This window comes from Comamonas sp. NyZ500 (assembly GCF_016772095.1).
In the GTDB taxonomy this organism is placed as follows: Bacteria; Pseudomonadota; Gammaproteobacteria; order Burkholderiales; family Burkholderiaceae_C; genus Comamonas; species Comamonas thiooxydans.
The window spans coordinates 426,255-451,917 of sequence record NZ_JAEIJE010000002.1 but is presented as its reverse complement, the minus strand read 5'-3'; the positions used below and the strand labels follow the sequence as shown (position 1 = coordinate 451,917).

23 protein-coding genes are annotated in these 25,663 nt (G+C 62.3%); 6 read left to right on the top strand and 17 right to left on the bottom strand.

Going from position 1 to position 25,663, the window contains the following annotated elements; genetic code table 11:
• The first annotated feature begins 262 nt into the window (after positions 1–262).
• On the top strand, positions 263–568 hold the full coding sequence (locus tag JAO85_RS05655; RefSeq protein WP_003057624.1) for a helix-turn-helix domain-containing protein: 306 nt from the start codon (positions 263–265) through the stop codon (positions 566–568).
• A gap of 130 nt (positions 569–698) precedes the next feature.
• Complete coding sequence (locus tag JAO85_RS05650) at positions 699–1,052, top strand: FKBP-type peptidyl-prolyl cis-trans isomerase (RefSeq protein WP_003070674.1); 354 nt, start codon at positions 699–701, stop codon at positions 1,050–1,052.
• Positions 1,053–1,128: 76 nt separating this feature from the next.
• On the opposite strand, the gene JAO85_RS05645 is transcribed toward JAO85_RS05650, so the two are convergent.
• The 4 genes from JAO85_RS05645 to ppsA form a co-directional block, all read right to left on the bottom strand.
• Positions 1,129–1,635 carry a hypothetical protein gene (locus JAO85_RS05645; protein ID WP_039049881.1) on the bottom strand — a complete coding sequence of 169 codons (507 nt, stop codon included), beginning with the start codon at positions 1,633–1,635 and terminating at the stop codon, positions 1,129–1,131.
• Between the two features lie 190 nt (positions 1,636–1,825).
• Positions 1,826–3,910, bottom strand: a complete 2,085-nt coding sequence (locus JAO85_RS05640; RefSeq protein ID WP_012837406.1) for a VC_2705 family sodium/solute symporter — start codon at positions 3,908–3,910, stop codon at positions 1,826–1,828.
• On the bottom strand, positions 3,903–4,292 hold the full coding sequence (locus tag JAO85_RS05635) for a DUF4212 domain-containing protein (protein WP_034349047.1): 390 nt from the start codon (positions 4,290–4,292) through the stop codon (positions 3,903–3,905). Before JAO85_RS05635 ends, JAO85_RS05640 begins: the two co-directional genes overlap by 8 nt.
• Before the next feature lie 15 nt (positions 4,293–4,307).
• On the bottom strand, positions 4,308–6,698 hold the full coding sequence (gene ppsA / locus JAO85_RS05630) for a phosphoenolpyruvate synthase (RefSeq protein WP_012837405.1): 2,391 nt from the start codon (positions 6,696–6,698) through the stop codon (positions 4,308–4,310).
• A 250-nt stretch (positions 6,699–6,948) separates the two neighbouring features.
• Here ppsA and JAO85_RS05625 point away from each other — a divergent pair, with 250 nt between their 5' ends.
• Complete coding sequence (locus JAO85_RS05625; protein ID WP_003057637.1) at positions 6,949–7,770, top strand: pyruvate, water dikinase regulatory protein; 822 nt, start codon at positions 6,949–6,951, stop codon at positions 7,768–7,770.
• A 152-nt stretch (positions 7,771–7,922) separates the two neighbouring features.
• On the opposite strand, the gene JAO85_RS05620 is transcribed toward JAO85_RS05625, so the two are convergent.
• The gene (locus JAO85_RS05620) at positions 7,923–8,852 is read right to left on the bottom strand and encodes a LysR family transcriptional regulator (RefSeq protein WP_202787648.1); all 930 of its coding nucleotides are present in this window, start codon (positions 8,850–8,852) and stop codon (positions 7,923–7,925) included.
• 189 nt (positions 8,853–9,041) lie between these two features.
• On the opposite strand from JAO85_RS05620, the gene JAO85_RS05615 reads away from it, so the two are divergent.
• Positions 9,042–9,314, top strand: a complete 273-nt coding sequence (locus JAO85_RS05615; protein WP_087865271.1) for a DUF2798 domain-containing protein — start codon at positions 9,042–9,044, stop codon at positions 9,312–9,314.
• An 88-nt stretch (positions 9,315–9,402) separates the two neighbouring features.
• Here the strand turns inward: JAO85_RS05615 and JAO85_RS05610 are convergent, their stop codons facing one another.
• The 8 genes from JAO85_RS05610 to ahpC form a co-directional block, all read right to left on the bottom strand.
• Entirely contained in the window at positions 9,403–10,227 is an 825-nt protein-coding gene (locus JAO85_RS05610) for a heme ABC transporter ATP-binding protein (RefSeq protein ID WP_202787647.1), read from the bottom strand.
• Positions 10,224–11,333, bottom strand: coding sequence for an iron ABC transporter permease (locus tag JAO85_RS05605; RefSeq protein ID WP_202787665.1), 1,110 nt, complete (start codon positions 11,331–11,333; stop codon positions 10,224–10,226). Before JAO85_RS05605 ends, JAO85_RS05610 begins: the two co-directional genes overlap by 4 nt.
• Positions 11,334–11,347: 14 nt before the next feature.
• Positions 11,348–12,232 carry a hemin ABC transporter substrate-binding protein gene (locus tag JAO85_RS05600; RefSeq protein ID WP_202787646.1) on the bottom strand — a complete coding sequence of 295 codons (885 nt, stop codon included), beginning with the start codon at positions 12,230–12,232 and terminating at the stop codon, positions 11,348–11,350.
• On the bottom strand, positions 12,229–13,341 hold the full coding sequence (locus JAO85_RS05595) for a hemin-degrading factor (protein ID WP_202787645.1): 1,113 nt from the start codon (positions 13,339–13,341) through the stop codon (positions 12,229–12,231). Before JAO85_RS05595 ends, JAO85_RS05600 begins: the two co-directional genes overlap by 4 nt.
• Positions 13,338–13,727 (bottom strand): hypothetical protein, encoded by a 390-nt coding sequence (locus JAO85_RS05590; protein ID WP_012837400.1) that lies wholly within the window; start codon positions 13,725–13,727, stop codon positions 13,338–13,340. The genes JAO85_RS05595 and JAO85_RS05590 overlap by 4 nt, the downstream gene beginning before the upstream one ends.
• 70 nt (positions 13,728–13,797) lie before the next feature.
• Entirely contained in the window at positions 13,798–16,062 is a 2,265-nt protein-coding gene (locus JAO85_RS05585; RefSeq protein WP_202787644.1) for a TonB-dependent hemoglobin/transferrin/lactoferrin family receptor, read from the bottom strand.
• Positions 16,063–16,439: 377 nt separating this feature from the next.
• Positions 16,440–17,996, bottom strand: a complete 1,557-nt coding sequence (gene ahpF, locus JAO85_RS05580; protein WP_202787643.1) for an alkyl hydroperoxide reductase subunit F — start codon at positions 17,994–17,996, stop codon at positions 16,440–16,442.
• 175 nt (positions 17,997–18,171) lie between these two features.
• Complete coding sequence (gene ahpC / locus JAO85_RS05575; RefSeq protein ID WP_003057651.1) at positions 18,172–18,747, bottom strand: alkyl hydroperoxide reductase subunit C; 576 nt, start codon at positions 18,745–18,747, stop codon at positions 18,172–18,174.
• A gap of 394 nt (positions 18,748–19,141) precedes the next feature.
• Here ahpC and bfr point away from each other — a divergent pair, with 394 nt between their 5' ends.
• On the top strand, positions 19,142–19,618 hold the full coding sequence (gene bfr / locus JAO85_RS05570; protein ID WP_012837398.1) for a bacterioferritin: 477 nt from the start codon (positions 19,142–19,144) through the stop codon (positions 19,616–19,618).
• Positions 19,619–19,682: 64 nt separating this feature from the next.
• Here the strand turns inward: bfr and JAO85_RS05565 are convergent, their stop codons facing one another.
• The 4 genes from JAO85_RS05565 to JAO85_RS05550 all read right to left on the bottom strand — a co-directional run bounded on the left by JAO85_RS05565 (position 19,683) and on the right by JAO85_RS05550 (position 24,889).
• Positions 19,683–20,639, bottom strand: coding sequence for an alpha-E domain-containing protein (locus tag JAO85_RS05565; RefSeq protein ID WP_003057653.1), 957 nt, complete (start codon positions 20,637–20,639; stop codon positions 19,683–19,685).
• Positions 20,633–20,779 (bottom strand): alpha-E domain-containing protein, encoded by a 147-nt coding sequence (locus JAO85_RS05560; RefSeq protein ID WP_080692907.1) that lies wholly within the window; start codon positions 20,777–20,779, stop codon positions 20,633–20,635. The genes JAO85_RS05565 and JAO85_RS05560 overlap by 7 nt, the downstream gene beginning before the upstream one ends.
• Complete coding sequence (locus tag JAO85_RS05555) at positions 20,779–22,239, bottom strand: circularly permuted type 2 ATP-grasp protein (RefSeq protein ID WP_034392114.1); 1,461 nt, start codon at positions 22,237–22,239, stop codon at positions 20,779–20,781. The genes JAO85_RS05560 and JAO85_RS05555 overlap by 1 nt, the downstream gene beginning before the upstream one ends.
• A gap of 160 nt (positions 22,240–22,399) precedes the next feature.
• On the bottom strand, positions 22,400–24,889 hold the full coding sequence (locus JAO85_RS05550) for a DNA internalization-related competence protein ComEC/Rec2 (RefSeq protein ID WP_202787642.1): 2,490 nt from the start codon (positions 24,887–24,889) through the stop codon (positions 22,400–22,402).
• Positions 24,890–25,097: 208 nt separating this feature from the next.
• On the opposite strand from JAO85_RS05550, the gene JAO85_RS05545 reads away from it, so the two are divergent.
• Entirely contained in the window at positions 25,098–25,556 is a 459-nt protein-coding gene (locus JAO85_RS05545; RefSeq protein ID WP_003064600.1) for a RidA family protein, read from the top strand.
• The last annotated feature ends 107 nt before the right edge of the window (positions 25,557–25,663 follow it).

The following is a 25,663-nucleotide window of genomic DNA, read 5'->3' as shown; positions in this document are numbered from 1 at the left end:
GCCACCCCGTCCCGAGGGCTGCTTCAGTTCTGCCCCTATTGCTACAAACCCTGAAGCAAGCGAGTCTTCTCTCAGATTCGTGGCTGACCCGCAACACTTGCGCGCTGTTTGTGGCCTTTATCACTTCAAGGCGTTGCAGTCGAAGATTTGAAGCTACTAAACTTGTAGCAAAATAAATTAACCGCTATAGTCCATTGGACATGGCACTGAAAGCGCCTAGTGCGCCCAGCTCGACAACATCATTGCGCAAGGAGAAGCGTCCATGAGCTCCAAGGAAAACGCCGCCATCAACCAGCTGTTCGAGAAGCTCGAATGCCGCTATGCGCTGCGCGTGCTGTGGGCTTTGCGGGATGGTCATCCCCAGACCTTCCGACTGCTGCAAGACAGTGTGGGCGGCATCACCCCCAACACCTTGAACACCCGTATCAAGGAGCTGCGCGAGTGCGGCCTGCTCGAGCATGGCAGCGACGGCTACACCGTCACCCTGACCGGGCAGGATCTGCTCAAGCGTCTGTCCGATGTACAAGCCTTTGCCAACCGCTGGGTTGCCGCGCGCGCCAAGAAGTAAACCTTGCCGCTGTTGCGGCCGGGGGACTGGCAGCAAGCGGGTGCACCACTATCATCCAAGGGCCCCAAGCGTGCTTGGCGGGCCCTTTTTTCCATCGCCTTTTTCTGCTTTGCGCTGAAAGGAAATCATCATGGCATTCAACACTACTGCCTCCGGCCTGCAATACGAAGACACCGTCGTGGGCGAAGGCGCCGAAGCCAAGGCCGGTCAGAACGTGACCGTGCACTACACCGGCTGGCTCTACAACAATGGCGTGCAAGGCGCCAAGTTCGACTCCAGCAAGGACCGCAACGATCCTTTCGTCTTTCCCCTGGGCGCCGGCATGGTCATCAAGGGTTGGGACGAGGGCGTGCAGGGCATGAAGGTGGGCGGCCAGCGCACGCTGCTGATCCCCGCCGCCCTGGGCTATGGCGCGCGCGGCGCCGGTGGCGTGATCCCGCCCAACGCCACGCTGAAGTTTGACGTGGAACTGCTGGCTGTCTAAAAACAGGCTGGATCATCAAAAAAGCGGCTCTCCGAAGCCGCTTTTTTCTTTGCGAGAGGCTCGGCACAGATGGTGCCTATGTCTCATCCGCCTCAAACAGCGCCCTGTGCAACGACGTATAGGCCTTGTCACCCGCAGCATCTCGTATGCGCGGAGCCAGCGCTGCCAGTTGCTCATAACCCATGGCCGCCTCCACCGCCAGATTCAGCCGGAAGCCCTTGAGCCCAAGAGCCCCCGTGATGGACACCGCTATCGGATAGGCCCTCTGGTAGCGCCTCTGGGCGCTGCCAGGGTCGACGTCAGCAGTTGCCAACGATGCCGAACTGCTCTTTGAGAGCGAAGATGCATGGGCCTGTGCTGCTGCATCGGCCGCAGCGGACGACTCTCTTGTGGCCAGCCAGCCCTTGCCGACCAACGCCAGAATATCATCCTTGTTCACCCCCAGCGCCGAGGTCGCCTCCAGCACCTGCATAAGACTGCGACGACCGTCAAACAGCAAAAAGGCCGAGCGCAGCCGCTGGCTCAGATCGGCATGGCGCTCCTTGAAGGCCAGCTGGCCCTCGGGTGTTTTGACTAGATACATCGACCCCGCCCTCTGTGCATTGAATTGCTTCCCGCCCTGCAGAGTGGCAGTTATGGCTGGAGCTGAAAAGCGGGTTTTCCTGCAAGCCTGGTCCGCCCATGCTCCAGATCAGCTCACGGCGGATATTCAGCAGAAAACTGCCTCGAACCCGACCCAAAAGATCGCTGAAGGCCATCCAATCAAGAGTTTTTCAAACTCTCGCCCGCCGCTGCTCCCACCAGCTGACGAGCAATGTGGTGGCCAAGCCCACCGGCACGCCAAACACTCCGGCCGAGATGGGCTGAATACCCCACCACAGCGCTTCGCCACGGAGGACCGATGGCAGCACCCCTTGCAGGCCCGGAACGTGCGAGGCCATGTAGTAAAGCGTCACGGCCAGGCCCAGCAACATGCCGGCCACCGCACCACGACGCGTGGTGCCACGCCAGAAGATGCCCAGCACCATGGCCGGCACCAAAGCCGAGCCCGCCAGAGAGAAGGAGGCAGAGACCATGGGAAGAATGTCCGAAGAGCGTCGCGCCGCCACAAACGCCGCCGACAGGGCCACCAGCAGCAATGCGAATTTGGAAAGAATCACTCGCTGTTCAGGCGAGATGCGGCGCTTGCGCGTATCCAGGCGCTGGCGCTCCTGGAAATAGAGATCCCGCACCAGGGCATTGCTGATGGTCAGCAGCAGACCGTCGGCCGTGGACAGGGCCGCCGCCAGCCCGCCCGCAGCCACCAGCCCGGAGAGCACATAAGGCATGCCGCCGAGTTCTGGAGTAGCCAGCATGATGAGGTCGGCCCCCATGCGGATTTCGGCGAACTGCAAAATGCCATCGCCGTTGATGTCCTCCACCGACAGCAGCGAGGCGTCCACCCTTGACCACTGCGCTATCCAGTTCGGCAAGGCATCGAAATGCGTGCCAACGAGATTGCTCATGACCTCGTACTTCACCAGTACGGCCAAGGCTGGCGCCCCCAGATACAGCAACCCGATGAAGAACAGCGACCAGGCCACGGAGGTACGTGCGGCAGACACCGAGGGAACCGTGAAATAGCGCGTGAGCAAGTGCGGCAGCCCGGCCGTGCCGACCATCAGGCAGAACATCAGCGCCAGAAAATTGCGCCGACTTTCCTCATAGGCCTGCCGCTCGGCCGGAGAGCCATCCGGATCCCCCGCGAAAGGCTGGCTTTGCAGCGGCATGCCGCCCAGCGGCTTGGCCCGCTCATAGGCCTCGTGCAACTCACGACTCCAGAGCTCGCGCGCCGCCGCCTCGTCCTTGGGCATGGCGGCCAGCTCCCGGCTGGCAGCCATGATGGCGCCGATATTGCCGCTGCTGGTGCGCAGCTCGCGGATATGCTCGCTCAATGCCTGGCGTTCGGCCGCCAGCACATTGGGCACATCGCGCAGCTTGGCCTGCAGCACCTGAGCACGGGTGCGATAGGCCTCCAGCACCGACTGCTCGGCCTCTGAGGAAAGCAACTGCTGCTCCATGGCGCCGATCTTGCCCAGTTGCTGGCTATAGGCCAGCTGCGCCCAGGGGTTGCCCAGCTGTTTGTAGGCCAGCCAGGAGACAGGCAGCATGAAGGCCAGCAGGATCACCACATATTGCGCCACCTGGGTCCAGGTGATCGCCCGCATGCCGCCGAGGAACGAGCACAGCAGCACGCCGCCCAGCCCCAGCATTATGCCGATCTCGAACTGCACGCCGGTCAGTCGCGCAGCAATCAGGCCCACGCCATAGATCTGCGCCACCACATAGGTGAAGGAACAGGTGATGGCCGCCAGCGCAGCAATAATGCGCGGCCAACGTCCGCCATAGCGCGCCTGAAAGAAATCCGGCACGGTATAGAGATTCATGGCCCGCAGATAGGGTGCAATCAGCATGCCGACCAGACAGAACCCGCCCGTCCATCCCAGGACATAGGCCAGTCCGCCGGGCTGCGTGCCGGTTCCCGAAAAGCCTTGCAGATAAAGCGCACCGGAGAGGCTGATGAAGGAGGCTGCGCTCATCCAGTCGGCAGCGGCCGCCATGCCGTTGTAGAAAGGCGGAATGCGCCGGCCGGCGACGAAATACTCCTCGGCATCGCTGGTGCGCGAATACACGCCGATGGCCGCGTACACCATCACCGTGGAGAACAGGAAGATGGGGCCGATCCAGTGGCGAGAGAGCCCGCGCTCCTCGGCCCAGAGCATGGTCAGCAGAAAGCCTGCCGTTCCCAGCACATAGAGAAACAGGATGCGATGCAGCCGCCAGTGATAGGCACGGCTCAGAACTGGCCGCTCAGGCATGAAGATCGGAAGCGGCAGAGGAGGCGTCGTGAGCCTCAGCCGCTTTGCGCGCCTCGTCACGCGCCTGCTGGCGTTCAAAATAATCCATGGCCACACAATAGACCACGATGATGAGCAGGAACATCAGGACCGCCCCTTGGGCCGCCATCCAGTAGGCCACGGGCCAGTCGGGCACCAGCGCCTGGATATCGCGCGCAAAGTAGCAGATGCCAAATGAAAATACCACCCAGACCGTCAGCAGCAAGGCCTTGAGTCTCAGGTGGTAGGTATCGTGCAGATCCGGCGGGAAGGTGACTTCCACCGGATTGCCCAAAGCATCGAATGCCTGTCGCGGAGCATCCGACACAGCATCGTCATGCACGGGCGCGTGATGCGTCTGCATGCCGATGCGCAAGGCTTATTCAGCCAGCTTCTGCCAGGTGGAGACCACGCTGTCAGGGTTCAGAGAGATGGACGAGATGCCTTCGTCGGCCAGCCACTTGGCAAAGTCGGGGTGATCCGAAGGGCCTTGACCGCAGATGCCCACATACTTGTTCTGGTCGCGGCAGGCCTTGATGGCACGAGCCAGCAGCTTCTTGACGGCGGGGTCGCGCTCGTCGAAGTCGGCGGCCAGCAGCTCCAGGCCCGAGTCGCGGTCCAGGCCCAGGGTCAGCTGGGTCAGGTCGTTGGAGCCCACGGAGAAGCCGTCGAAGTACTCGAGGAACTCTTCGGCAAGGACTGCGTTGGAGGGCACTTCGCACATCATGATCAGCTGCAGGCCGTTCTCGCCGCGCTTGAGGCCGTTCTCGGCCAGCAACTCGGTCACGCGCTTGGCCTGGCCCAGTGTACGCACGAAGGGGATCATGATCTTGACGTTGGTCAAGCCCATGTCCTCGCGCACACGGAGCAGGGCTTCGCATTCCATCTTGAAGGCCTCGCCGAACTCAGCCGAGATGTAGCGCGCGGCACCGCGGAAGCCCAGCATGGGGTTCTCTTCCTCGGGCTCGTAACGGCTGCCGCCGATCAGCTTGCGGTATTCGTTGGACTTGAAGTCCGACATGCGCACGATCACGGGCTTGGGCCAGAAGGCAGCGGCAATCGTTGCCACACCTTCGGTCACCTTGTCCACGTAGAAGGCACGGGGCGAAGCATGGCCACGCGCCACGGACTCGACCGCCTTCTTCAGGTCGGCGTCAACGGCGGGGTAGTCCAGGATGGCCTTGGGGTGCACGCCGATGTTGTTGTTGATGATGAATTCCAGACGGGCCAGACCCACGCCTTCGTTGGGCAGCTGGGCAAAGTCGAAAGCCAGCTGGGGGTTGCCCACGTTCATCATGATCTTGGTGGGGATGCTGGGCATCTCGCCACGCTTGACCTCGGTCACTTCGGTTTCCAGCAGGCCATCATAGATCTTGCCGGTATCGCCTTCCGCGCAGGACACGGTGACCAGTGTTTCGGCCTTGAGCAGATCGGTCGCATTGCCGCAGCCCACGACGGCAGGGATGCCCAGCTCGCGCGCAATGATGGCGGCGTGGCAGGTACGGCCACCGCGGTTGGTGACGATGGCCGAAGCCTTCTTCATGACGGGCTCCCAGTTGGGGTCGGTCATGTCGGTCACCAGCACGTCGCCGGCCTGCACCTGGTCCATCTGCGAGATGTCGGACACCAGGCGCACGGGGCCGGTGCCGATCTTCTGGCCGATGGCGCGGCCTTCGGCCAGCACGGTGCCCGTGCCCTTGAGCTTGTAGCGCAGCTCGGCCTGGCCCTTGGCCTGGCTCTTCACGGTTTCGGGGCGCGCCTGCAGGATGTAGAGCTGGCCGTCGGTGCCGTCCTTGCCCCATTCGATATCCATGGGGCGGCCGTAGTGCTGCTCGATCACCAGAGCGTAATGCGCCAGCTGCTGCACTTCCTCGTCGGTCAGCGAATAGCGGTTGCGCAGTTCGTGGGCCACATCGGTGGTCTTGACCAGCTTGCCGTCTGCAGCCTTTTCCTCGGGCGTGGCAAAGATCATCTGGATCAGCTTGGAGCCCAGATTGCGGCGAATCAGCGCCTTGTTGCCAGCCTTGAGCATGGGCTTGTGCACATAGAACTCGTCGGGGTTCACGGCGCCCTGCACCACGGTCTCGCCCAGGCCGTAGCTGGAGGTGATGAAGACCACTTCCTCGAAACCGGATTCGGTGTCGATGGTGAACATCACGCCGGCAGCGCCCTTGTCGGAGCGCACCATGCGCTGCACGCCGGCGGACAGTGCCACCACATCGTGCTCGAAGCCCTTGTGCACGCGGTAGGAGATGGCGCGGTCGTTGTACAGCGACGCGAACACTTCCTTCATCTTGTGCAGCACGTCTTCGATGCCCACCACGTTCAGGAAGGTTTCCTGCTGGCCGGCAAACGATGCATCGGGCAGGTCTTCTGCCGTGGCGGAAGAGCGCACGGCAAACGATGCCTCGGCATTGCCGCCTTGCAGGCGGACAAATTCCTCACGAATGGCCTGCTCCAGATCGGCAGGGAAAGGCTGGCTCTCCACCATGGCGCGGATTTCCGCGCCCACAGCGGCCAGAGCGCGGACATCGTCCACGTCCAGAGCGGCCAGCTTGGCCGAGATCTTGCCGGCCAGACCTTCAAATGCCAGGAACTCGCGGAAGGCATGAGCCGTGGTGGCAAAGCCGGTAGGCACGCGTACGCCCTGGGGCAGTTGCGAGATCATTTCGCCGAGCGAGGCGTTCTTGCCGCCTACGGACTCGACATCAGACATTCTCAGTTTTTCAAACGGAACGACCAGAGCGGTCGCTTCGAACAGTTGAGACATGGGAAGCTCCAAAGTTAAAAACCGGTACGCAGGCGGCTCTGGGCTGAATGGCCAGGGCACGCGAACCCATGCTGCTTGAGTGCAGTGCTTTGCTGTTCTGGATGTCGACCGTCAACGAGCATGGGCTTGAATTTGGGAATAATGGGCGCCATTGTAGGCTGAGCCGGCGAGCGTCGCGTGGCTCAAACCAGATTCAGAGTCCGGGACATGGCATTGCTTGCACAGGTCCCACCTAATAACTGCGCGCACCATGCATACCCATACAATTTTTGTCATTTCTGACGGCACAGGCATCACGGCCGAGACCTTTGGCACGGCCATCATGGCCCAGTTCGAGAGCAAGCCGAGGCTGATTCGCATCCCCTTTGTGGACTCCATGGACAAGATTCATCAGGCCGTGCGCCAGATCAACCATGTGGCCGAGGTGGAGAAGAGAAAGCCCATCATCTTCACCACCCTGGTCAATCAGGAGATGCTGGAATTCCTTGAAGCCAACTGCAAGGGCAAGCTGTTCGACATGTTCGGCACCTTTGTGCGCCCGCTGGAGGTGGAGCTGGGCCAGAAGTCGCTGCACCGCGTGGGCCGCTTTGCCGACATCAGCGAGAGCAAGGAATATCTGGAGCGCATGGAGGCCATCAATTACACGCTGGCCCATGACGACGGCCAGACCCATGCCGACCTGAGCGGCGCCGACGTGATTCTGGTGGGCGTGAGCCGCTCGGGCAAGACGCCAACCAGCCTGTACCTGGCCATGCAGTTTGGCCTCAAGGTGGCCAACTACCCGCTGATTCCCGAAGACTTCGAGCGCAAGCAGTTGCCGCCCGCGCTGGAGCCCTACCGCAAAAAGCTGTTTGGCCTGACGATTCAGCCCGAGCGCCTGTCCAGCATCCGCAACGAACGCCGCCCCGACTCCAAGTACGCCAGCCTGCCCAACTGCCGCTACGAGGTGGCCGAGGCCGAGGCCATGATGCGCAGGAGCGGCATCGAGTGGCTGTCCAGCACCACCAAGTCGATCGAAGAGATTGCCACCACCATCTTGCAGGAAGTGCTGCCGCAGCATCTGGGACATTAAGCCTCCCCCTGAGCGGCTTCGCCGCTTCCCCAAGGGGACGCAGCCCTCGCTGCGAGGCGGCTCTTGCTCGGCCGCCCTTACCTAGCCCGTGCCTTTAGCCCGCGCCGGCGTCAAGAACTACGGGCAATGCAGGCGCCACGCATTGTCCTCGCTCAACGCAGGACGGGCTGCTGCGGCAGCTCCTTCAGCAGATAGTCCACCAGGGCGCGGACCTTGGCCGGCACATATTTACGATCCTTGAAGCAGGCGAAGAAGTCCAGCGGAGCATCCTCGAACTGCAACTGGCCCTTGCGCGCCGGCTTGAGTGCCAGAGGCACCAGCCGCCCCTTGCGCATCTCCTCATGGACGATGAAGCTGCCGGCCCAGGCGATACCGCCACCGGCAGCGGCGAACTCCACCAGGGCATCGATATCGCTGCCTATGGCCGCAATTTTCTGCTGCGGATCGGTGCGCTGGCCATCGCGCATAAAGGGCCAGCGCATGAGCCGGCCGTCACGCTCGCGCCGATACAGCAGACAGGGATGCTCAAGCAGATCCTGTGCCGACTGCGGTCGGCCATGCTGCTGCAGGTACTGCGGCGAGGCACACAGAATGCGTGGCACCGAGGCCAGCAGCCGCACCGACATGCCGGGCTCCAGCACATCGCGGTAGCGCACGCTGATGTCCACATCCTCCTTGAGCACATCCACATGCCGGTCCGTGATCAAGAGCTCCAGCTCCAGTCGCGGATGCAGCGCGGCAAACGCCGGCAGCAGCGGCGCCAGCACATGGCGGCCGAAGGCTGCCATGCAGGCAATGCGCAGGCGGCCTTGCAGCTCTCCATGAATCAGCGAGAGATCGGACTGGGCTTTTTCGAGCTCGTCGAGCACCGGAGCGACGCGCGCCAGATAGCTCTCGCCGGCCTCGGTCAAGGCCATGGACCGGGTGGTGCGGGTGATCAGGCGCGTGCCCAGCTCGCGCTCCAGCCGCGCGATGTTCTGGCTGGCAGCGGCGGGCGAAATGCCCAGTTGGCGCGCAGCCGAGGCGATGGAGCCGCCCTCCAGCGCTTTGACAAAGGTTTCTATGGCTCGCAGATTCGGCATGACTGCGAATGTATCTCCAATTGAATTCGAAAGTTCTGCTTATGAGTACAACAAGCCCCGGACCTCTACCGCAGACCGCCTGTGGTGCTTACAGTTCAACCCTGTTTCCCATCCATGCATTCGGCCTCAAGCCTTTGACACAGCAACGCAAGTCGCCATGACGCCGAATGCATTTTCAGCATCGTTCCCATGAATTCATACTCCAGCTCCTTCTCCTCCAGACTTTCCGCACTGAAGCTGCACAGGCGTTACACGCCGTTTGTTTTCGCGTTTTTCATGGCCGCCATCATGGCCTTCCTGATGTGCTGCACCATTGTGGCGGCCAATACCGGCTTTGATGCCGGCTACGTCCGTCGAGTGTTCAGCGCCTATGCGCTGGCCATGCCGGTGGCGTTCTTCTGCGTGATGATGGTCAGGCCGCTGGTGCTCAAGCTGGTTGCGCTGACCGTGCATACACATTGACAGCCATTGACAGCCAGGTCATGAACTATTGAATCTGAAGCAGCCTGCGCATGACTGGCTTCAGAATTCAATGCAGTCCACTGAAATTTCAAGCTGACAAAGCGGTATCCGCTACAAAAATATATTGCAGCGCGCCGTCGCTGCTGTGCACCGGGTCGCACTGCATGCCCCAGACCTGGCGCACCAGCGCAGGCTGCAGCACATCCAGCACCGCACCGTGATGCACTCCGGCATCACCGCCCAGCACCAGCACATCGTCGGCATAGCGCAGCGCCAGGTTCAGGTCATGGATCACCGCCACCACGCCTGCGCCCTGCTGCCCAGCCCACTGGCGCAGCAGGCGCATGGCGTGGTGCTGATGAGCCAGATCGAGAGCGGCTGTAGGCTCGTCCAGCAGCAGCCAGCGCGCCGCGCCGTCGGCGGGCGGCTGCCAGATCTGCGCCAGAGCCCTGGCCAGATGGGTGCGAGCCCGCTCGCCGCCTGACAGCGTGTTGATGCTGCGCTGCGCCAGATGATCAACCCCGGTCAACTCCATGGCCTGCACCGGAATCTGCGCCTCCCCGTTGCCGGGCTGATGACGATGCGGATAACGCCCCAGCTCCACCACCTCCTGGGCCGTGAAGTCAAAGGCCACGCTGCAATCCTGGGGCATGACGGAGCGCCGACGTGCCAGGCCCTCCACCGCATGCCCGGACAGCTCCAGCCCGTCGAGCAGAACCTGGCCCGACTGCGGCGCGCGCTCGCCCACCAGCATGGACATCAGCGTGGACTTGCCGGCGCCGTTGGGGCCGAGGATGGCGGTAAAGCGCCCGGCCTGAATCCGCACATCCACCGTCGCCAGGCGCGGCCCCTTGGCTACGCCAACGCCCAGATTGCGGCATTCGAGGCTGGACAGCCTGTGGTGCGCATTCATACCTTGCTCCTGAACTGGCGCAGCATGGCCAGAAACAGCGGCACGCCGATAAACGCGGTGAGCACGCCCAGCGGCAGCTCGGCCGGCTTGACGATGGTGCGCGCCACGGCATCGGCGCTGACCACCAGCGCCGCACCCAGCAGGGCTGACCCCGGCAGCACCACGCGATGATCGGGACCGGCAATCAGCCGCACCCAGTGCGGCGCGACCAGGCCGATGAAGCCGATGATGCCGGTGGTCGCGGTCACCGCACCCACGGCCAGTGCAGCCACCATCACGGCGCGGCGCTTGGTTTTCTCCACGGCCACGCCCAGCAGATTGGCCTGGGCTTCGCCCAGGGCAATCGCATTCAGCGGCCTGGCCAGCGCCAGCGCCGCCGCCGCGCTGACGGCCACAGCCACCGACACCAGGGCCACCGCACTCCAGCGCGAGGCGCCCAGGCTGCCCAGCAACCACATCTGCAGATTGCGCAGTTGCTCGTCCGTCGATACAAAGCTCAGAAAGCCCAGTCCGGCACCGGCCAGCGCATTGATGGCAATGCCGGCCAGCAGCATCAGGCCGATGCGGGTCGTGCCCTGGACCTGGCCCAGTACATAAACCACGGCGGTCACGGCCAGACCGCCGCCAAAAGCCATGGCCACCAGGGCCCAGCTGCCCAGATGACGCGGCAGCCAGGGCAGATACAGGCCGCCCAGCACGATGGTGATGCCGGCAGCCAGGGCCGCGCCGCTGCTCACGCCGATGAGCCCGGGGTCGGCCAGAGGATTGCGAAACAGCCCCTGCATCAATGCGCCGGCCAGCCCCAGTCCTGCACCCGCAGCCACGCCCATGAGCAGGCGCGGCAGGCGGATATTGAGAAAGACCAGATGCTCGGGGCCGCTGTCCACGGCAGCGCCAAAAAGACTGCGAAGCCCGTCCCAGGCAATCCCGGGCAGTTGCCCCGGTGCAATGGCATAGGCCCCGCTGGCCGCGCCCCACACCATGGCCAGCAACACCAGAGCCGCCCCCAGCAGCAGGGCTGCGCTGCGGCTGAGCCGCCCAGCAGGAGTGCGCCAACGTGATGCGACGGGCAGCTCGACTGCTGGCTTTGGTGCCACGCTCCCCATGCTTGCGCTCATGCTCAGGCCACCCACTGCAAAGCGCGCATATGCAAAGCCTGCACGGCACTGGGCAGGCGCGGGCCGAAGCCCAGCAAATGGCTGGCTTCCAGCGTCACCAGTGCCTTCTTGGCATGGGCGGGCGTCAGTGCCAGCTCGGGCCGCTTCCAGAAGGCGGCCTCGCCACCCAGAGCCTCGATACCCTGCGTGGTGTTGATGATGACTTCGGGCGCAGCGCTGGCCATGGCTTCGGCAGTCAAGGGCTTGTAGCCGTCGAACTGGTCGATGACATTGACACAGCCCGCGTACTGGATCAGCGCATTGGCTGCCGTGCCCTTGCCCGCCACCTGCGGACTGCCGCTGTGCGAGAGCACGAACAGCACGCGCGGCTTGCGCTGGGCCTTGGCCACCTGGGCCTGGACGCTGCTCCACTGCGCATCGAGCTGGGCCAGCAGCTTGTCGGCCTCGCTGGAACGACCTGTCTCGCGCCCCACGACCTTGACCTTTTCCTGCACCTCGGCCCAGTTGTGCCTGGCCGCAACCAGCGATACGCGTACGCCTGCCTGACGGATCTGATCGAGCACCACGGGAGGCCCGGCCTCGCTGGTTGCGATCACCGCATCGGGCTTGAGCGAGAGCAGGCCTTCGGCCGAGAGCTGGCGCACATAGCCGACCTTGGCGGTTTTTTGCGCCGCTTCGGGAAACAGGCTGGTGGTGTCGGTGCCCACCAGCAGACTCTGGGCATTGAGCAGATAGACCACCTCGGTCAGTGCGCCGCTGAGCGACACCAGCCGCTTCGCTCCTGGCGCGGCAGCGGCGGTCTGTGCCAGGGCCGGCAGGGCCGTACCCGCCACGGCCGCGCCCAGCCAGTGCAGACCCTGGCGTCGGGAAATGCCTGGCGTGCTCATACGGCCTCCGCCACTGCAGTCTTGCGCGGCAGGCCGGCCACCAGATCGCGCCAGCCTTGCAGCTCGGGCTGGCCTGGCTTGCGCTCACCGAAGAACATGGCCATGTTGTTGCCTTCGGCATCAAAGGCCTCGACCGAGGTCACCACGCCATCGCTGGTGGGTTTCTGCACCACCCAGACATTGGCTATCAGGTCGGTGCGCAGGTGCAGGTTGAAGCCCTTGTCCAGCACATTGATCCAGCGCACGCCGTCCTTGCCGTCCATGGGCTGGATATTGCTCACGGGGCCGGTGTGGATCTGGATGCAGCCGCTGCTGCCCACAAATACCATGATGGAGACACCGTCCACCGCCGCATCGCCCAGCAGCTGCGCGACCGCGTCGGTGCTCAGGCGCTCGCAGTACTGAGGCACCAGACGGAAGGCCTGCTGGCGCTCGGCACCGAACCTGCGCAGCATCTCGAAGAACTCATGCGTGTCCTTCATATCGGTCCAGGCCTGGCTCAGCGCGGGCACGTCGATCTCGGCGTCGGCCTTGATCGCCGGCTTGGCCGCAGGCTCGCGGAACACATAGCCTGCGGAGGGCTCGGCAAAGCGCTCCACCAGTGCATTCCAGGCCGCCATGTCCGTGACCTCGCGCGCAAACACCTTGTGCACGGCACGGCCGGCGGCGTCATAGAACTGCAGGCTGCGTATGGCGGGGCGATTGCCGTTGGCGGACTCCTCGGTCACGGCAAAGCCGGCATGCCAGTGCATGAAGAACAGGCGCAGATCGATCTCGCGGCTCAGCGCCAGACCGACCGGGCCCTGGGCCGAGAGGTTCTGGTAGATACCGTCTTTTTCATGCACGGTGGATTCGTTGCGCGTGAGCGCCATCACGGTGCCGCAGGCTTCCAGGCCCTTAAGAATGTCCAGCCATTCGGCGCGCAGCGGAACGGCCTTGAGCGTGCGGTCATGTTCGCCGCCATGGGCCGCGATGACCGCGCCTTCGCTCAGCTGCAGCGCCTCGGCCGCATCCTTGGCACGCAGGCCTTGCTCGCGCTTTTGCGCGAATTGCTCACGGATCTGCACCGCAGTCATGGTCTGGATTTCAGGGGATGTGATGGCGTTCATTGCAGGGTCTCCGGGCTGTGATGCCAATGTGGTTGTGGGTTGGAAAATTCGTCGTCAAAGCGGGGAGCCGAAGCCTGGGCTTCGGGCTCTGGTTCAGGCTGGGCCAGCACCCGGGCCACCGTGGCCCAACGCTGCTCCAGCTTTTGCAGAAAGTGGCGCATGCCCTCAGAGCGCTCACAGCCGTCCAGGCCTTCGGCCATGCGCCCCAGTTGCGTCGATACCCTCTGAGCCATGGGCGCGCGGTGCGCCGCACAGCAGGCCTGGCTGAAACCGGTCATCAGCGCCAGCACCGTGGCCAGTTGGGCCTCGCCCTCGGTGAGCAGATATTCCTCATCGCGACTGCCAGATGCACTTTGGGCATTGGCGGCGTTCTCGAAAACAGACATGGCACACTCCCGTAGTTCTTGAGCAAAAAGGCCTCCAGCGCTTATCCATCAAGCGCTGTCAGCTACAAAATCAGAAGTCCTGAACCAGGGACACGCGCACATTGCGGCCCGGCTGGGTAAAGGCATCGGCAATCTGCGTCGTGCGGCTCAAGCCACGTACATCCGCCCAGCGCGAATACTTTTTGTCGGTCAGGTTGTAGATGCCCACATTCAGACGCGTGCCTGGACGGATACGCCATTGCGCACTCAAATCCAGTACCGTCGCGGATGGGCTGAGCAAGGGGCGGCCAGTGGAAAGATCAGGCGCATCCTTGTCTTTTTTGCCTGCCCAGTGAGAGGCGCTGAGCTGCACGCCCACATTCGAGCGGTCATAGCGCACGCCCAGCACCAGTTGCTGCGGCGAGATGGTGTCCACCGGCTTGTTGGTGCTCTTGTCCGTACCCTTGGTGTAGCCATAGGCGGCATTGGTGCGCCAGTTGCCACCCGCAAACCGGCCCCAGTCATAGTCGGCCTTGAGCTCGAAGCCGCTGATATGCACGCGGTTCAGATTGACGGACTGGAACGTCGCGGGGTTGTTGCGATCGCCGTATTCGCCCGCAACCTGCACCTGATCCTGAATGAAGTCCTTGTAGCGGCCCGTGAATACTGCGGCATCGAGGCGCAGCGCACTCATGCGGCCACGCAGGCCCAGCTCGAAGGTATTGCTTTTTTCCGCCTTGAGATCGGGGTTGGGAATGCTCTTGTAGAACATGAACGGGTTCTCGAAGAAGGCATTGATCTGCCCTGCGTTCGGCGCCCTGAAACCGGCGGCATAGTTGCCGTAGACCGACCAGGCATCGTTCATCTGGAACATGGCGCCCAGCTTGGGGGAGACGGCAGAGTCCGAATTGCTGACCGCTGTGCCGCCAAACCCTTGCTGCTTGGGCTTGATGCTGTAGTGCTCGGCCCGCAATCCGGGCGTCAGGCTGAAAGCACCATAGTGCAGCTCGGCCTGGGCAAACAGCGCGGTCGAGGTTTCCGTGGTGTCGGGGAAGCGCTTGAGCGGAAAGCTCTCGCCCGCCGGCGGCGTGATGCCGTTCTGCTCGTTGACCACCTTGCCGCGCAGATAGTCGACGCCATAGCTGAACTTGCCGCTGAGACCATTGCTCCAGCGCAGCATCTTGCCGGCCTGGGCGTGCAGTTGCAGCGCATCCTCGTCATAGGTCACATCGCGCTCGCGATAGGCCAGCGGTGGGGTGCGGGTTTCGGTCACGAACTCGCGCGAGCTCGAGCTTTGATAGCTGGCCATCAGCTTGAGCTCGTCGGCCAGTGCCGTATCCAGCTGCTGCCACTGCCCCTGCCAGGTAGCGCGCCAGCGCTTCATGGTGGTCTCGGCACGCGAATCACGGACGGTGGCGCTGCGAGCGCTCAACAGGTCGTAGTCGGCGCGCTTGTCCACGTTTTCCAGCGTGAAGACATGTTTTTGCACGGCCGATGGCGTATAGACCAGGCGCCCCAGCAGCGAATGGCTCTTGTCCTTTTCGGGATTGGGCGTGGTACGCAGAGCACCCACGGTGTTATTGCTGCCCATATTCTCCAGCGCGCTGGAGCGGCCCACACCGGCCGAAAGCAGCCAACTCCATTCATCGCTGGCCTTGCCCGCGAGGGTTGCGCCCAGGCGCTTGCCGTTGTCCGAGCCGTCATAGCTGGCCGAGACCCGGCCGCCAATGGTCTTGCCGTCCTTGAGCAGATCGCTGGGCTGTACGGTGATGAAGTTGACCAGACCGCCCATGCCGTCCGAGCCATAGAGCGCAGGCACGGCACCGCGCAGAATTTCCACGCGCTGCACCAGACCCAGGTCCAGATAGTCACGGCCAAAGGCATTGGCGCTGAAGGTATAGCTGCGCGGCAGACGCACTCCATCGACCAGCATCAGTACGCGGTTGCCTTCGAGGCCGCGGATATTGAAGCCGCTGTTCTGGTCGCGCCCGGTAGGAGAGCCGGCCAACGTGAAACGCGCAGGACTGCGCGGCACGGTCACATTGGGCAGCTTGGCTGCAAGCTCGCGGATGTCGCCAATCTGCTCCTCTTCCATCTGCTTGGCATCGATGACGTCCACCGTCATGGGCAGGCTGTCGGCATCCTGCTCGTCGCGCGAGGCACTGACCACCACATCGCGCAGCACGGGAGTGTTGCGGTCGGTGCGGGCCGCTGCAACTTGAATGGATTCGGAAGACTTTTGCTGCGCCTGAACCGAGATGGCAGCGCAGGCCAGTGCGCAGGCCAGAGCCAGCGGACGGAGATTGGAGCGTGGCGCCAGCATGGCGCGGGCGTGCAAAGCGGTGGCGGATGCCATACCAGAAACCCTCTTTATTCATAGAAATGGACAAGAGCTGGCTTCTGATTGGTACCTCAATGGCCACAGGTCGAAACGTCAGAGGCTTCGCGGCCTGTAGCTGGCACGGCATTGGCTGGCTGAATGGAGAAAGTATATGCGAATAATTCTCAACCGCAAATGAATTCGTTACAAAACCGGGAATTGAGTCTTGGCGCAAGGCTGCGGCTTGCACCATCGCCTGTTTTCAGGCGGCTGTCCCGACCCGATGAACGCTGCAGCCCTGACAATCCCGGCGGCCATGCCCCTCTTCGCGGCCGTCCATAAGAAAAAAGGACTGCCCAAGCAGTCCTTTTTTAATAGCTACCATCGCTTACCTTGCAAGCGATGCAGGCCGTTTAGTTGCGGATCAGATGATCGAAGGCCGATAGCGCTGCAGTGGCACCGGCGCCGGCGGCGATCACGATCTGCTTGTAAGGCACCGTGGTGCAGTCACCGGCGGCGAACACCCCGGGCAGACTGGTCTGCCCCTTGGCATCCACCATGATTTCGCCGAACTTGCTCAGCTCCAGTGTGCCCTTGAGCCATTCGGTGTTCGGCACCAGGCCGATCTGCACAAACACACCTTCGAGCTCCACATGGTGCTCTGCGCCGCTTGTACGGTCCTTGTAGCTCAGGCCGTTGACCTTGCCGTTGGCACCCGTGATCTCGGTGGTCTGGGCGTTGGTGATGACGGTCACATTGGGCAGGCTGTGCAGCTTCTTGACCAGCACGGCATCGGCCTTGAGCTGATCGGCAAATTCCACCACCGTCACATGGGCCACCAGACCAGCCAGGTCGATCGCAGCTTCGATGCCGGAGTTGCCGCCGCCGATCACCGAGACGCGCTTGCCCTTGAACAGCGGACCGTCGCAGTGCGGGCAGTAAGCCACGCCCTTGTTCTTGTACTCGGCTTCGCCGGGTACGTTCACGTTGCGCCAGCGCGCACCGGTGGACAGGATCACGGTCTTGGCCTTGAGCGAGCCGCCATTGGCCAGTTGCACCTCCACCAGACCACCGGGCTGCGCTGCGGGAATCAGCTTCTCGGCGCGCTGCAGGTTCATGATGTCCACGTCATAGGCGCGGGTGTGGGCTTCCAGGGCTGCGGCGAACTTGGGTCCGTCGGTTTCCAGCACGGAGATGTAGTTCTCGATCGCCAGTGTGTCGTTGACCTGGCCGCCAAAGCGCTCGGCTGCCACGCCGGTGCGAATGCCCTTGCGAGCCGCGTACACGGCGGCTGCCGCGCCGGCAGGACCGCCACCGATGATCAGCACGTCGAAGGCTTCCTTGGCCGACAGCTTGGCTGCGTCACGCGAGGCTGCACCGGTGTCCAGCTTGGCCACGATTTCTTCGATGGTCATGCGACCGGAGCCGAACACGCTGCCGTTCATGAACACCATGGGCACGGCCATGATTTCGCGCTCGCTCACTTCCTTCTGGAAGGCACCACCTTCGATCACCGTGGTCTTGACCTTGGGGTTGAGAATGGCCATCAGCGACAGCGCCTGAACCACGTCGGGGCAGTTGTGGCAGCTCAGGCTCATATAGACCTCGAAGTTGAAGTCGCCGTCCAGAGCCTTGATCTGGTCGATCACATCCTGCTCCACCTTGGGAGGATGGCCGCCCGTCCACAGCAGGGCCAGCACCAGCGAGGTGAATTCATGGCCCAGGGGCAGGCCGGCAAAACGCAGCTGGGTGGCCGTGCCCTGGCGCTGCAGCGTGAACGAGGGCTTGCGGGCATCGCTGCCGTCGGTGCGCAGCGAAATCTTGTCGCTGCGCAGGGACTGGATGGTCTTCAGCAGATCGTGCATCTGTGCACTGGTCTCGCTGTCATCCAGAGAAGCCACCAGCTCAAACGGCTGCTGCACGCGTTCCAGGTAGGCGGCGAGTTGGGCTTTGAGTTGATCGTCAAGCATGGTGGATTCCTTTGAATTTAGAGTTGTTGATGCAATGCAGCAAAGTGCTTTTGAGGCCTTTGCCCGCCCATGAAAGCAAAAAAAGGGCGAAAAAAAGCCGGACGGACAGGCGGCACTCGCCTGAACGTCGTCCGGCTTTCAGAGCGCATGCACGCTCAGCCGATAGGTATCAGACTTAGATCTTGCCGACCAGATCCAGCGAAGGAGTGATCGTGCTGGCGCCTTCCTTCCACTTGGCGGGGCACACCTGGCCGGGGTTGGCGGCGGTGAACTGGGCAGCCTTGAGCTTGCGCAGGGTTTCGGACACGTCACGAGCGATTTCGTTGGAATGCACTTCCATGGTCTTGATCACGCCTTCGGGGTTGATCACGAAGGTACCGCGCAGAGCCAGGCCTTCTTCAGGGATGTGCACGCCGAAAGCGTTGGTCAGCTGGTGTGTGGGGTCGCCAACCAGGGGGAACTTGGCCTTGCCCACTGCGTCGGAAGTTTCGTGCCACACCTTGTGCGAGAAGTGGGTGTCGGTGGTCACGATGTAGACCTCGGCACCGGCCTTCTGGAACTCGGCGTAGTTGTTGGCTGCGTCTTCGATTTCGGTGGGGCAGTTGAAGGTGAAGGCGGCGGGCATGAAGATCACCACAGACCACTTGCCCTTCAGGCTCTCTTCAGTCACGGTGATGAATTCACCCTTGCCGTTGCGGTTCACATAGGCTTCGGTCTTGAAAGGTTGAACTTGAGTGTTGATCAGAGACATTTGCTGTTTCCTTGTGGTTAGTGTTTGAAGACAGGATGAAGTTTAGAGCGGCCCGCTTAATAAAACCAATCGATTGATTTCATTAAATTGATTTATAAAACCTATCAAACCAGATTCCCGGCTTCTGAAGTCAAGCCGCACCGCTGTGCAGCTCAGCTTTCTATTGTGGGCCGAAACCAGGTAGTTCAAGCCAATAGTCCTTCAATCACGCTCATAGCTTTTGTTGTCATCACTGAGTCAAACCTCGCGAGGAAGGTCAGTCAGGCAGCACGTAAGCTAAACGAGAACGCGCATCAGATGCAGCCAATTCGCGCGGGCATGGGCTTTGTTTGATTTGCCTCATAAAGCATGGACAATCGACGCGGACAACAACTGCCCGAGAAGGAGTCCCACCATGAAAGGTGATGCACAAGTCATTTCCTGGCTGCAAGCCCAGCTCAAGAACGAACTGACCGCCATCAACCAGTACTTTCTGCATTACCGCATGTACAAGCACTGGGGCTTCGACAAGCTGGCCAAGAAGGAATATGAGGAATCCATCGGCGAGATGAAGCATGCCGACGCGCTGATGGACCGCATCTTCATGCTCGACGGCCTGCCCAATCTGCAGGACCTGGGCAAGCTGCAGATCGGCGAGGACGTGCCGGAAGCCCTGGCCTGCGACCTGCGCCTGGAGCAAGCGGCGCAGCAGACCATCAAGGACGGGATCGCACACTGCGAATCCGTGCGCGACTATGTTTCGCGCGATCTGCTGCAGAAGATTCTGGACGACACCGAAGAGCACATCGACTTCCTCGAAACCCAGCTCGACCTGATCGACAAGGTCGGCACGCAGAACTATCTGCAGTCGCTGATGGGCGAGATCGAATAATTTCGGCTTCACGCTGAAAGACAAAAGCGGCCTCAGGGCCGCTTTTGCTTTGGAGACCCCGGCCTCAGGTCGGCATCAGGAAGTCCCGGCTGATGCCGGAACCCAGATCGTTGACGCGGTCGAGAAACTGCGTCAGATAGGCGTGCAGGCCGGTGGTCAGTATCTCGTCGATGCGACCGTATTGCAGGTCGGCCAGCAAGCGTCCGGCCTTGCGCGTGGTTTCCTGCGAATGGTCGTTGGCCACGCGCTCCAGGTTCTTGACCACCTCATGCATGCTAGCCAGCAACGAGCGCGGCATGTCGGCGCGCAGCATCAGCAGCTCGGCCACGCGTTCGGGCGTGATCACATCGCGGTAGACCTTGCGGTAGACCTCGAAGGCCGAGACGCTGCGCAGCAAGGCGCTCCAGTGATAGAAGTCGAAGTTCATCAGGGCGCGACCGCGCGGCATGCCGTGGTAGTCGCGCTCTATGGAATGGAACTTCACATCCAGCAAACGTGCCGTGTTGTCGGCCCGCTCGACAAAAGTGCCCAGGCGCACAAAGTGCAGCGCCTCGTCCTTGAGCATGGTGCCCAGCGACACACCGCGCCACAGGTGCGAGCGGTATTTGACCCATTCGAAGAACTGCGCCGGATCCTTTTTCCAGGCATCCTTGCCGAAGTGGCGCTGCAGCGCCAGCCAGGTCTGATTCTGCGTTTCCCAGGACTCCGTGGTCAGCGCACCGCGCACGGCACGCGCGTTCTCGCGTGCAGCCTTCAGACAGGCAAAGATGGAGGACGGATTGGCCTCGTCCGACACCATGAACTGCAGCACCGACTCACGATCCACCACGGGAAACTGAGCCTTGAAAGCCGGGATCAGCTCGCTGATGGACAGCACGCTCTGCCAGCCACGGTGCGCATCATGAATGGCCTGCGGCAGCATGGCGGTTTCATAGGCCACGCTGAGCATGCGCGCGGTGTTCTCCGCCCGCTCGGTGTAGCGGGACATCCAATACAAATGATCGGCAGTACGGCTCAGCATAGGCCCTCCTTGGGCAGAGAACCCCGCACGCGCTGAACGCGCGCGCCGTATTCTGGTGAAAAAATGCTTGCAGCATTTTTTTCCGCCCGCTCGGTGTAGCGGGACATCCAATACAAATGATCTGCGGTATGTGACAGCATCAGCGAGCTCCCCCTTGATCTTCCAGCACCCAGGTATCCTTGGTTCCGCCGCCCTGAGACGAATTCACCACCAGCGATCCCTGCTTGAGCGCCACACGCGTGAGTCCACCGGCCACCATATTGACCTCGGTGCCCGTGAGCACAAAGGGCCGCAGGTCGATATGGCGCGGCGCTATGCCTTTTTCCACCATGGTCGGGCAGGTGGACAGGGAAAGCGTGGGCTGCGCGATATAGCCCGATGGATTGCCGACCAGCACACGGCGAAAAGCCTCTATCTCGGCCTTGGTCGCCGCCGGCCCGATCAGCATGCCGTAGCCACCTGCACCATGCACTTCCTTGACGACCAGCTCATGCAGGTGGTCGAGCACGTATTTGAGGTCGTCCTCCTTGCGGCACAGCCAGGTCGGCACGTTCTGCAGAATGGGCTCCTCACCCAGATAGAAGCGGATCATCTCCGGCACATAGGGATATACCGATTTGTCGTCGGCCAGGCCCGTGCCCACGGCATTGCAGATATTGACGTTGCCTGCGCGGTAGGCCCGCATCAGGCCCTTGCAGCCCAGCGTCGATGTGGGCCTGAAGACCTCGGGGTCGAGGAAATCATCGTCCACACGGCGGTAGATCACGTCCACACGCTGCAGCCCCTGGGTGGTGCGCATATAGACCACGTCTTTCTCGACCACCAGATCCTGCCCTTCGACCAACTCCACCCCCATTTGCTGGGCCAGGAAGGCATGCTCGAAATAGGCGCTGTTGTACATGCCCGGCGTCAGCACCACCACCGTGGGCTCCAGCACACCCGACGGTGCGCTGGCACGCAGGGTGTCGAGCAGCATGTCGGGATAGTGGGCCACGGGTGCCACGGCATGCTTGCCGAAAAGTTCGGGGAACAGGCGCATGGTCATGCGGCGGTTCTCCAGCATGTAGGAAACACCCGATGGCACGCGCAGATTGTCTTCGAGCACGTAATAGACGCCGTTGCCCTGCTCATCGGGCGCGCGCACGATGTCTATGCCGGCGATATTGGCGTAGACATCGTTGGGCACCTGAATGCCCTCCATCTCGGGCCTGTACTGGCTGTTGCCGCGCACCAGCTCCGTCGGAATCAGACCGGCGCGCACCATGTCCTGGCCATGGTAGGCATCGCGGATAAAGCAGTTGAGCGCCTTCACGCGCTGGGCCAGACCGGCCTGCATGCTGGCCCACTCATGGGCCGGAATGATGCGGGGGATCAAATCGAACGGAATCAGGCGCTCCGTACCGGCGCCGCTCTCGTCCTTGTCGCCATAGACGGCAAAGGTGATACCCACGCGGCGAAAAACGATTTCCGCCTCGGCACTGCGCGCTCGCAGATATTCCTGCGATTGTTTGCCCAGCCACTGCGCATAGTCCCGATAGTGGTCTCGCACCGCACCACCTTCGGCGGGCAAGCTCAGATACATCTCATCGAATGTGCGCATCTTGTCCTCTCTATTTTTGCCGCTGCTCACGCAGGCAAGCCACGGATTTCAGTTTAGCGACGCCGCACCGGACAAGCTGCCAGGCAACGAGCGTGCAACCATGCATGTCTGCATCCGCCCGAAAGCGGTACAACATCAATGCAAGCTCCATGCCAGTTTCTCAGGGCTGCTCCTTGGAAACGGCATGGACATCCCAATAATGCGCCCGAATCAAGCGCTCGCACTCCAATTTTTCAGGTTGAGCAGAGTTCCAGTAGGCCGCGCCGCAGCGATCCTGAGCCACCAGCTGGCTGCCCACCGCCTGATAGCGCTGCACCACAGCTGCCACCGGATGCCCGAAGCGATTCAGATAGCCCGCCTGCACCACCGCCCAGCGCGGCCGCAGCGTGTTGACCCAGGACTCGGTCGATGAAGTCTTGCTGCCATGGTGAGGCACCAGCAGCCAGTCCACAGGCTCGTCCAGACTGGTTTGCAAGAGTTGCTGCTCCTGCGCTGCCTCGATATCTCCGGCCAACAGGGCCACGCGCCCGCTGGCCGAACGCAGGCGCAACACGCAACTGCCAAAGTTCGGCTTGGCCTTGCGACCATTGAGCCAGGCCTCTCCTGCAGGCGGGTGCAGCACTTCAAACGTCACACCATCCCATTGCCAGTGCTGCCCCTGTGTACAGCGCAGAACCGGAGCCAGGCCCGCCAGTTGCGGGGCTTGAATCACCGAGTCCGAGCCCCAGACTTTCGCGCGAGGCTGAGCCTCCTTGACGGCCAGAGCTCCGCCGGTGTGATCCTTGTCGCTGTGACTGAGCATCATGGCATCAATCTGCATGCCATTCGCGGCCATCAGCGGCAGGAGCACACGCTCGCCGGCATCGCTCTGGCGGCTGTACTGCGGCCCTGCGTCATAGAGCAGACGGTGGCTGGCTGTGCTGATGATGACGGCATTGCCCTGGCCGATATCCGCCGCCAGCAGTTCAAACTCGCCCGCACGCGGCCATGATCGAGGCCAAAACAGGGCTGGCAAAACAAATATGGCCGCCACCAGCCGCAACCTGAGTGGCAAAGGCGCAATCACCAGCAGTCCGGCGGCTATCGCCAGCACACTGGCCCACCAGGCAGGCTGCGGCAAGGCCCATACGGCTCCGGGCAGCGCAGCCAGCCACTGCAGCAGGCTCATCAAGGGCAGCATGGCGACGGCGGCAGCGCTTGCCGCCATGGGCAGCACGGCAGCCAGCAAGGCCAGCGGCGTGACCACCAATGTCACCCAGGGAATGGCCAGCAGATTGGCCAGCAGGCCCACGACGGACACCTGACCAAACAGCAGCAGACCCAGTGGTGCCAAGGCCAGGGAGATCAGCCACTGCTCGCGCCACAACTCCTTCAATCTTGCGAGAAATCGTCTTTTTGCGCTTGCAGCTTCAGCGCTAACGGCCCCTGAATTGGAAGCAAGCAATACGCCGACGGCGACAAAACTGAGCCAGAACCCAGCCTGCCACAACGCCCAGGGATCGGCCACAACAATCACCGCCAGTGCCAGCAGCCATACACAGGCCCAGGGCCAGCGCACGCCCAGCCATTGAAGCAGCGCCACTACGGCCAGCATGCAGATCGTGCGCTGCGCAGGCAGGCCCCAACCGCTGAACAAGGCATAGGCCGCCGCCAGTAACACGCCCATGACCAGGGCCGCGCGCGGGGCAGGCATCCAACGACAAGCGCGCGCACTCAGCCTCCATATACGGCCCACTATCAAGACTGCCAGCCAGGCAAACATGGTGATATGCAGGCCCGATATGCTCATCAGATGCGCCACACCTGTCTGACGGAACAGGGTCCAGTCCTTGCGCTCGATCGCCTGCTGATCGCCCACGGCCAGCGCAGCCACCACGCCCAGAGCGGTCTGAGCATGCTCTGCACCGCCACCTGGCAACCAGCGCTGCAAACGCAATGCCTCGCCCTGAATGCGATCGCGCAAGCCCTGTCGCCAGCGCTGCAGCGGATATTGGCTTGTCACGCCCAGCAGTTCGGGCGCGGGCTGCTTGCGCACATAGCCCGTGGCCTGCACTCCTTGCTCCCAGGCCAGCAGCTCATAGTCAAAGCCGTGAGGATTGCGCGAGCCATGCGGGCGCTTGATGCGCACCGTGAAGCGCCAACGCTGGCCGGGACTCAGCGCCATGCCCTGGGCCCAGTCAGGGACGAGAGGCTGGCTGGCGTCCGGCACCTGCCCGAACGGGCCATACCAGGACAGCTCCAGCAGCCTTGGCACGCCGGCATCCGAACTATCGACCACAAAACGCCAGCGCTGGCCGTTGGCCTGGTTCTGCAGCATGGAGGCAATCCGGCCTTCCACCTGCAAGTCCACCGCCTCCAGCGCCTGTGGCAGGGTCTGCGTCAGATAAACATGTGCACGCCAACCCGTCCCCCCCGCCACACAGCAGGCAGCACCCAACAGCATCAGCCACCAGCTCTGCCAGGGTCTGCCACGCCATCTGCATGCAAACAGCAGTGTCAGCAAACCCCAGGCCAGCAAGATCTGGTAGAGCGACAGATGCCACAGCCTGGCCTGGGTCACCTGCCATGCGGCGCCCAGCACACAACCCCAGAGCGGCGCCAGCCACGACAGGCGGTGACGCTGAGAGCTTGGAGTCTGATGGAGCGGCATGCTGTCATGCTAGGAGCGAGCGCCCGCGCCTAGCATTGCGACTATCCCTGCCCTGTCTCGCACACCAAAACGGCATCAAACACTTGCTCTCATTGTGCGAGCAGCTATCAATTCAAAAGCTATGGCCGCTGTGCCAAGGCGATCCATGCCCGGGCCCGCTGCTGTGTCAAACTTGTCGATCCTTAGCCTCGCACTTTTTGGAGCCGTCATGAGCGTCTATGAAAAACTCAAAGCCCTGAACATCACCCTGCCCGAAGTGGCCATGCCTGCAGCCGCCTACCTGCCCTATATGCAGACCGGCAATCTGGTGTTCCTCAGCGGCCATATCGCCAAGCAGAACGGCCAGCCCTGGGTCGGCAAGCTGGGCGAGAACATGACGACCGAAGAAGGCAAGCAGGCAGCCCGAGCCGTGGCCGTGGATCTGATGGGCACGCTGCAGCATGCCTGCGGCGGCGATCTGAATCGTGTCAAGCGCATCGTCAAGGTCATGAGCCTGGTCAACTCCAGCACCAGCTATACCGAGCAGCATCTGGTCACCAACGGCTGCAGCGAACTGCTGGGCGAAGTCTTCGGCGAAGCCGGCAAGCACGCCCGCAGCGCCTTCGGCGTGGCCCAGATTCCCCTGGGCTGCTGCGTGGAAATCGAGCTGATGGCAGAGCTGGGCTAAGACTTCTGCTCACTCAGATAAAGTGAGCCAATACCGCTTGCCATTCATAGAGTTCAGATACAAAACTATCTGAATTGATTGATTGGCAAGCGCAAGCAGCTCACTTT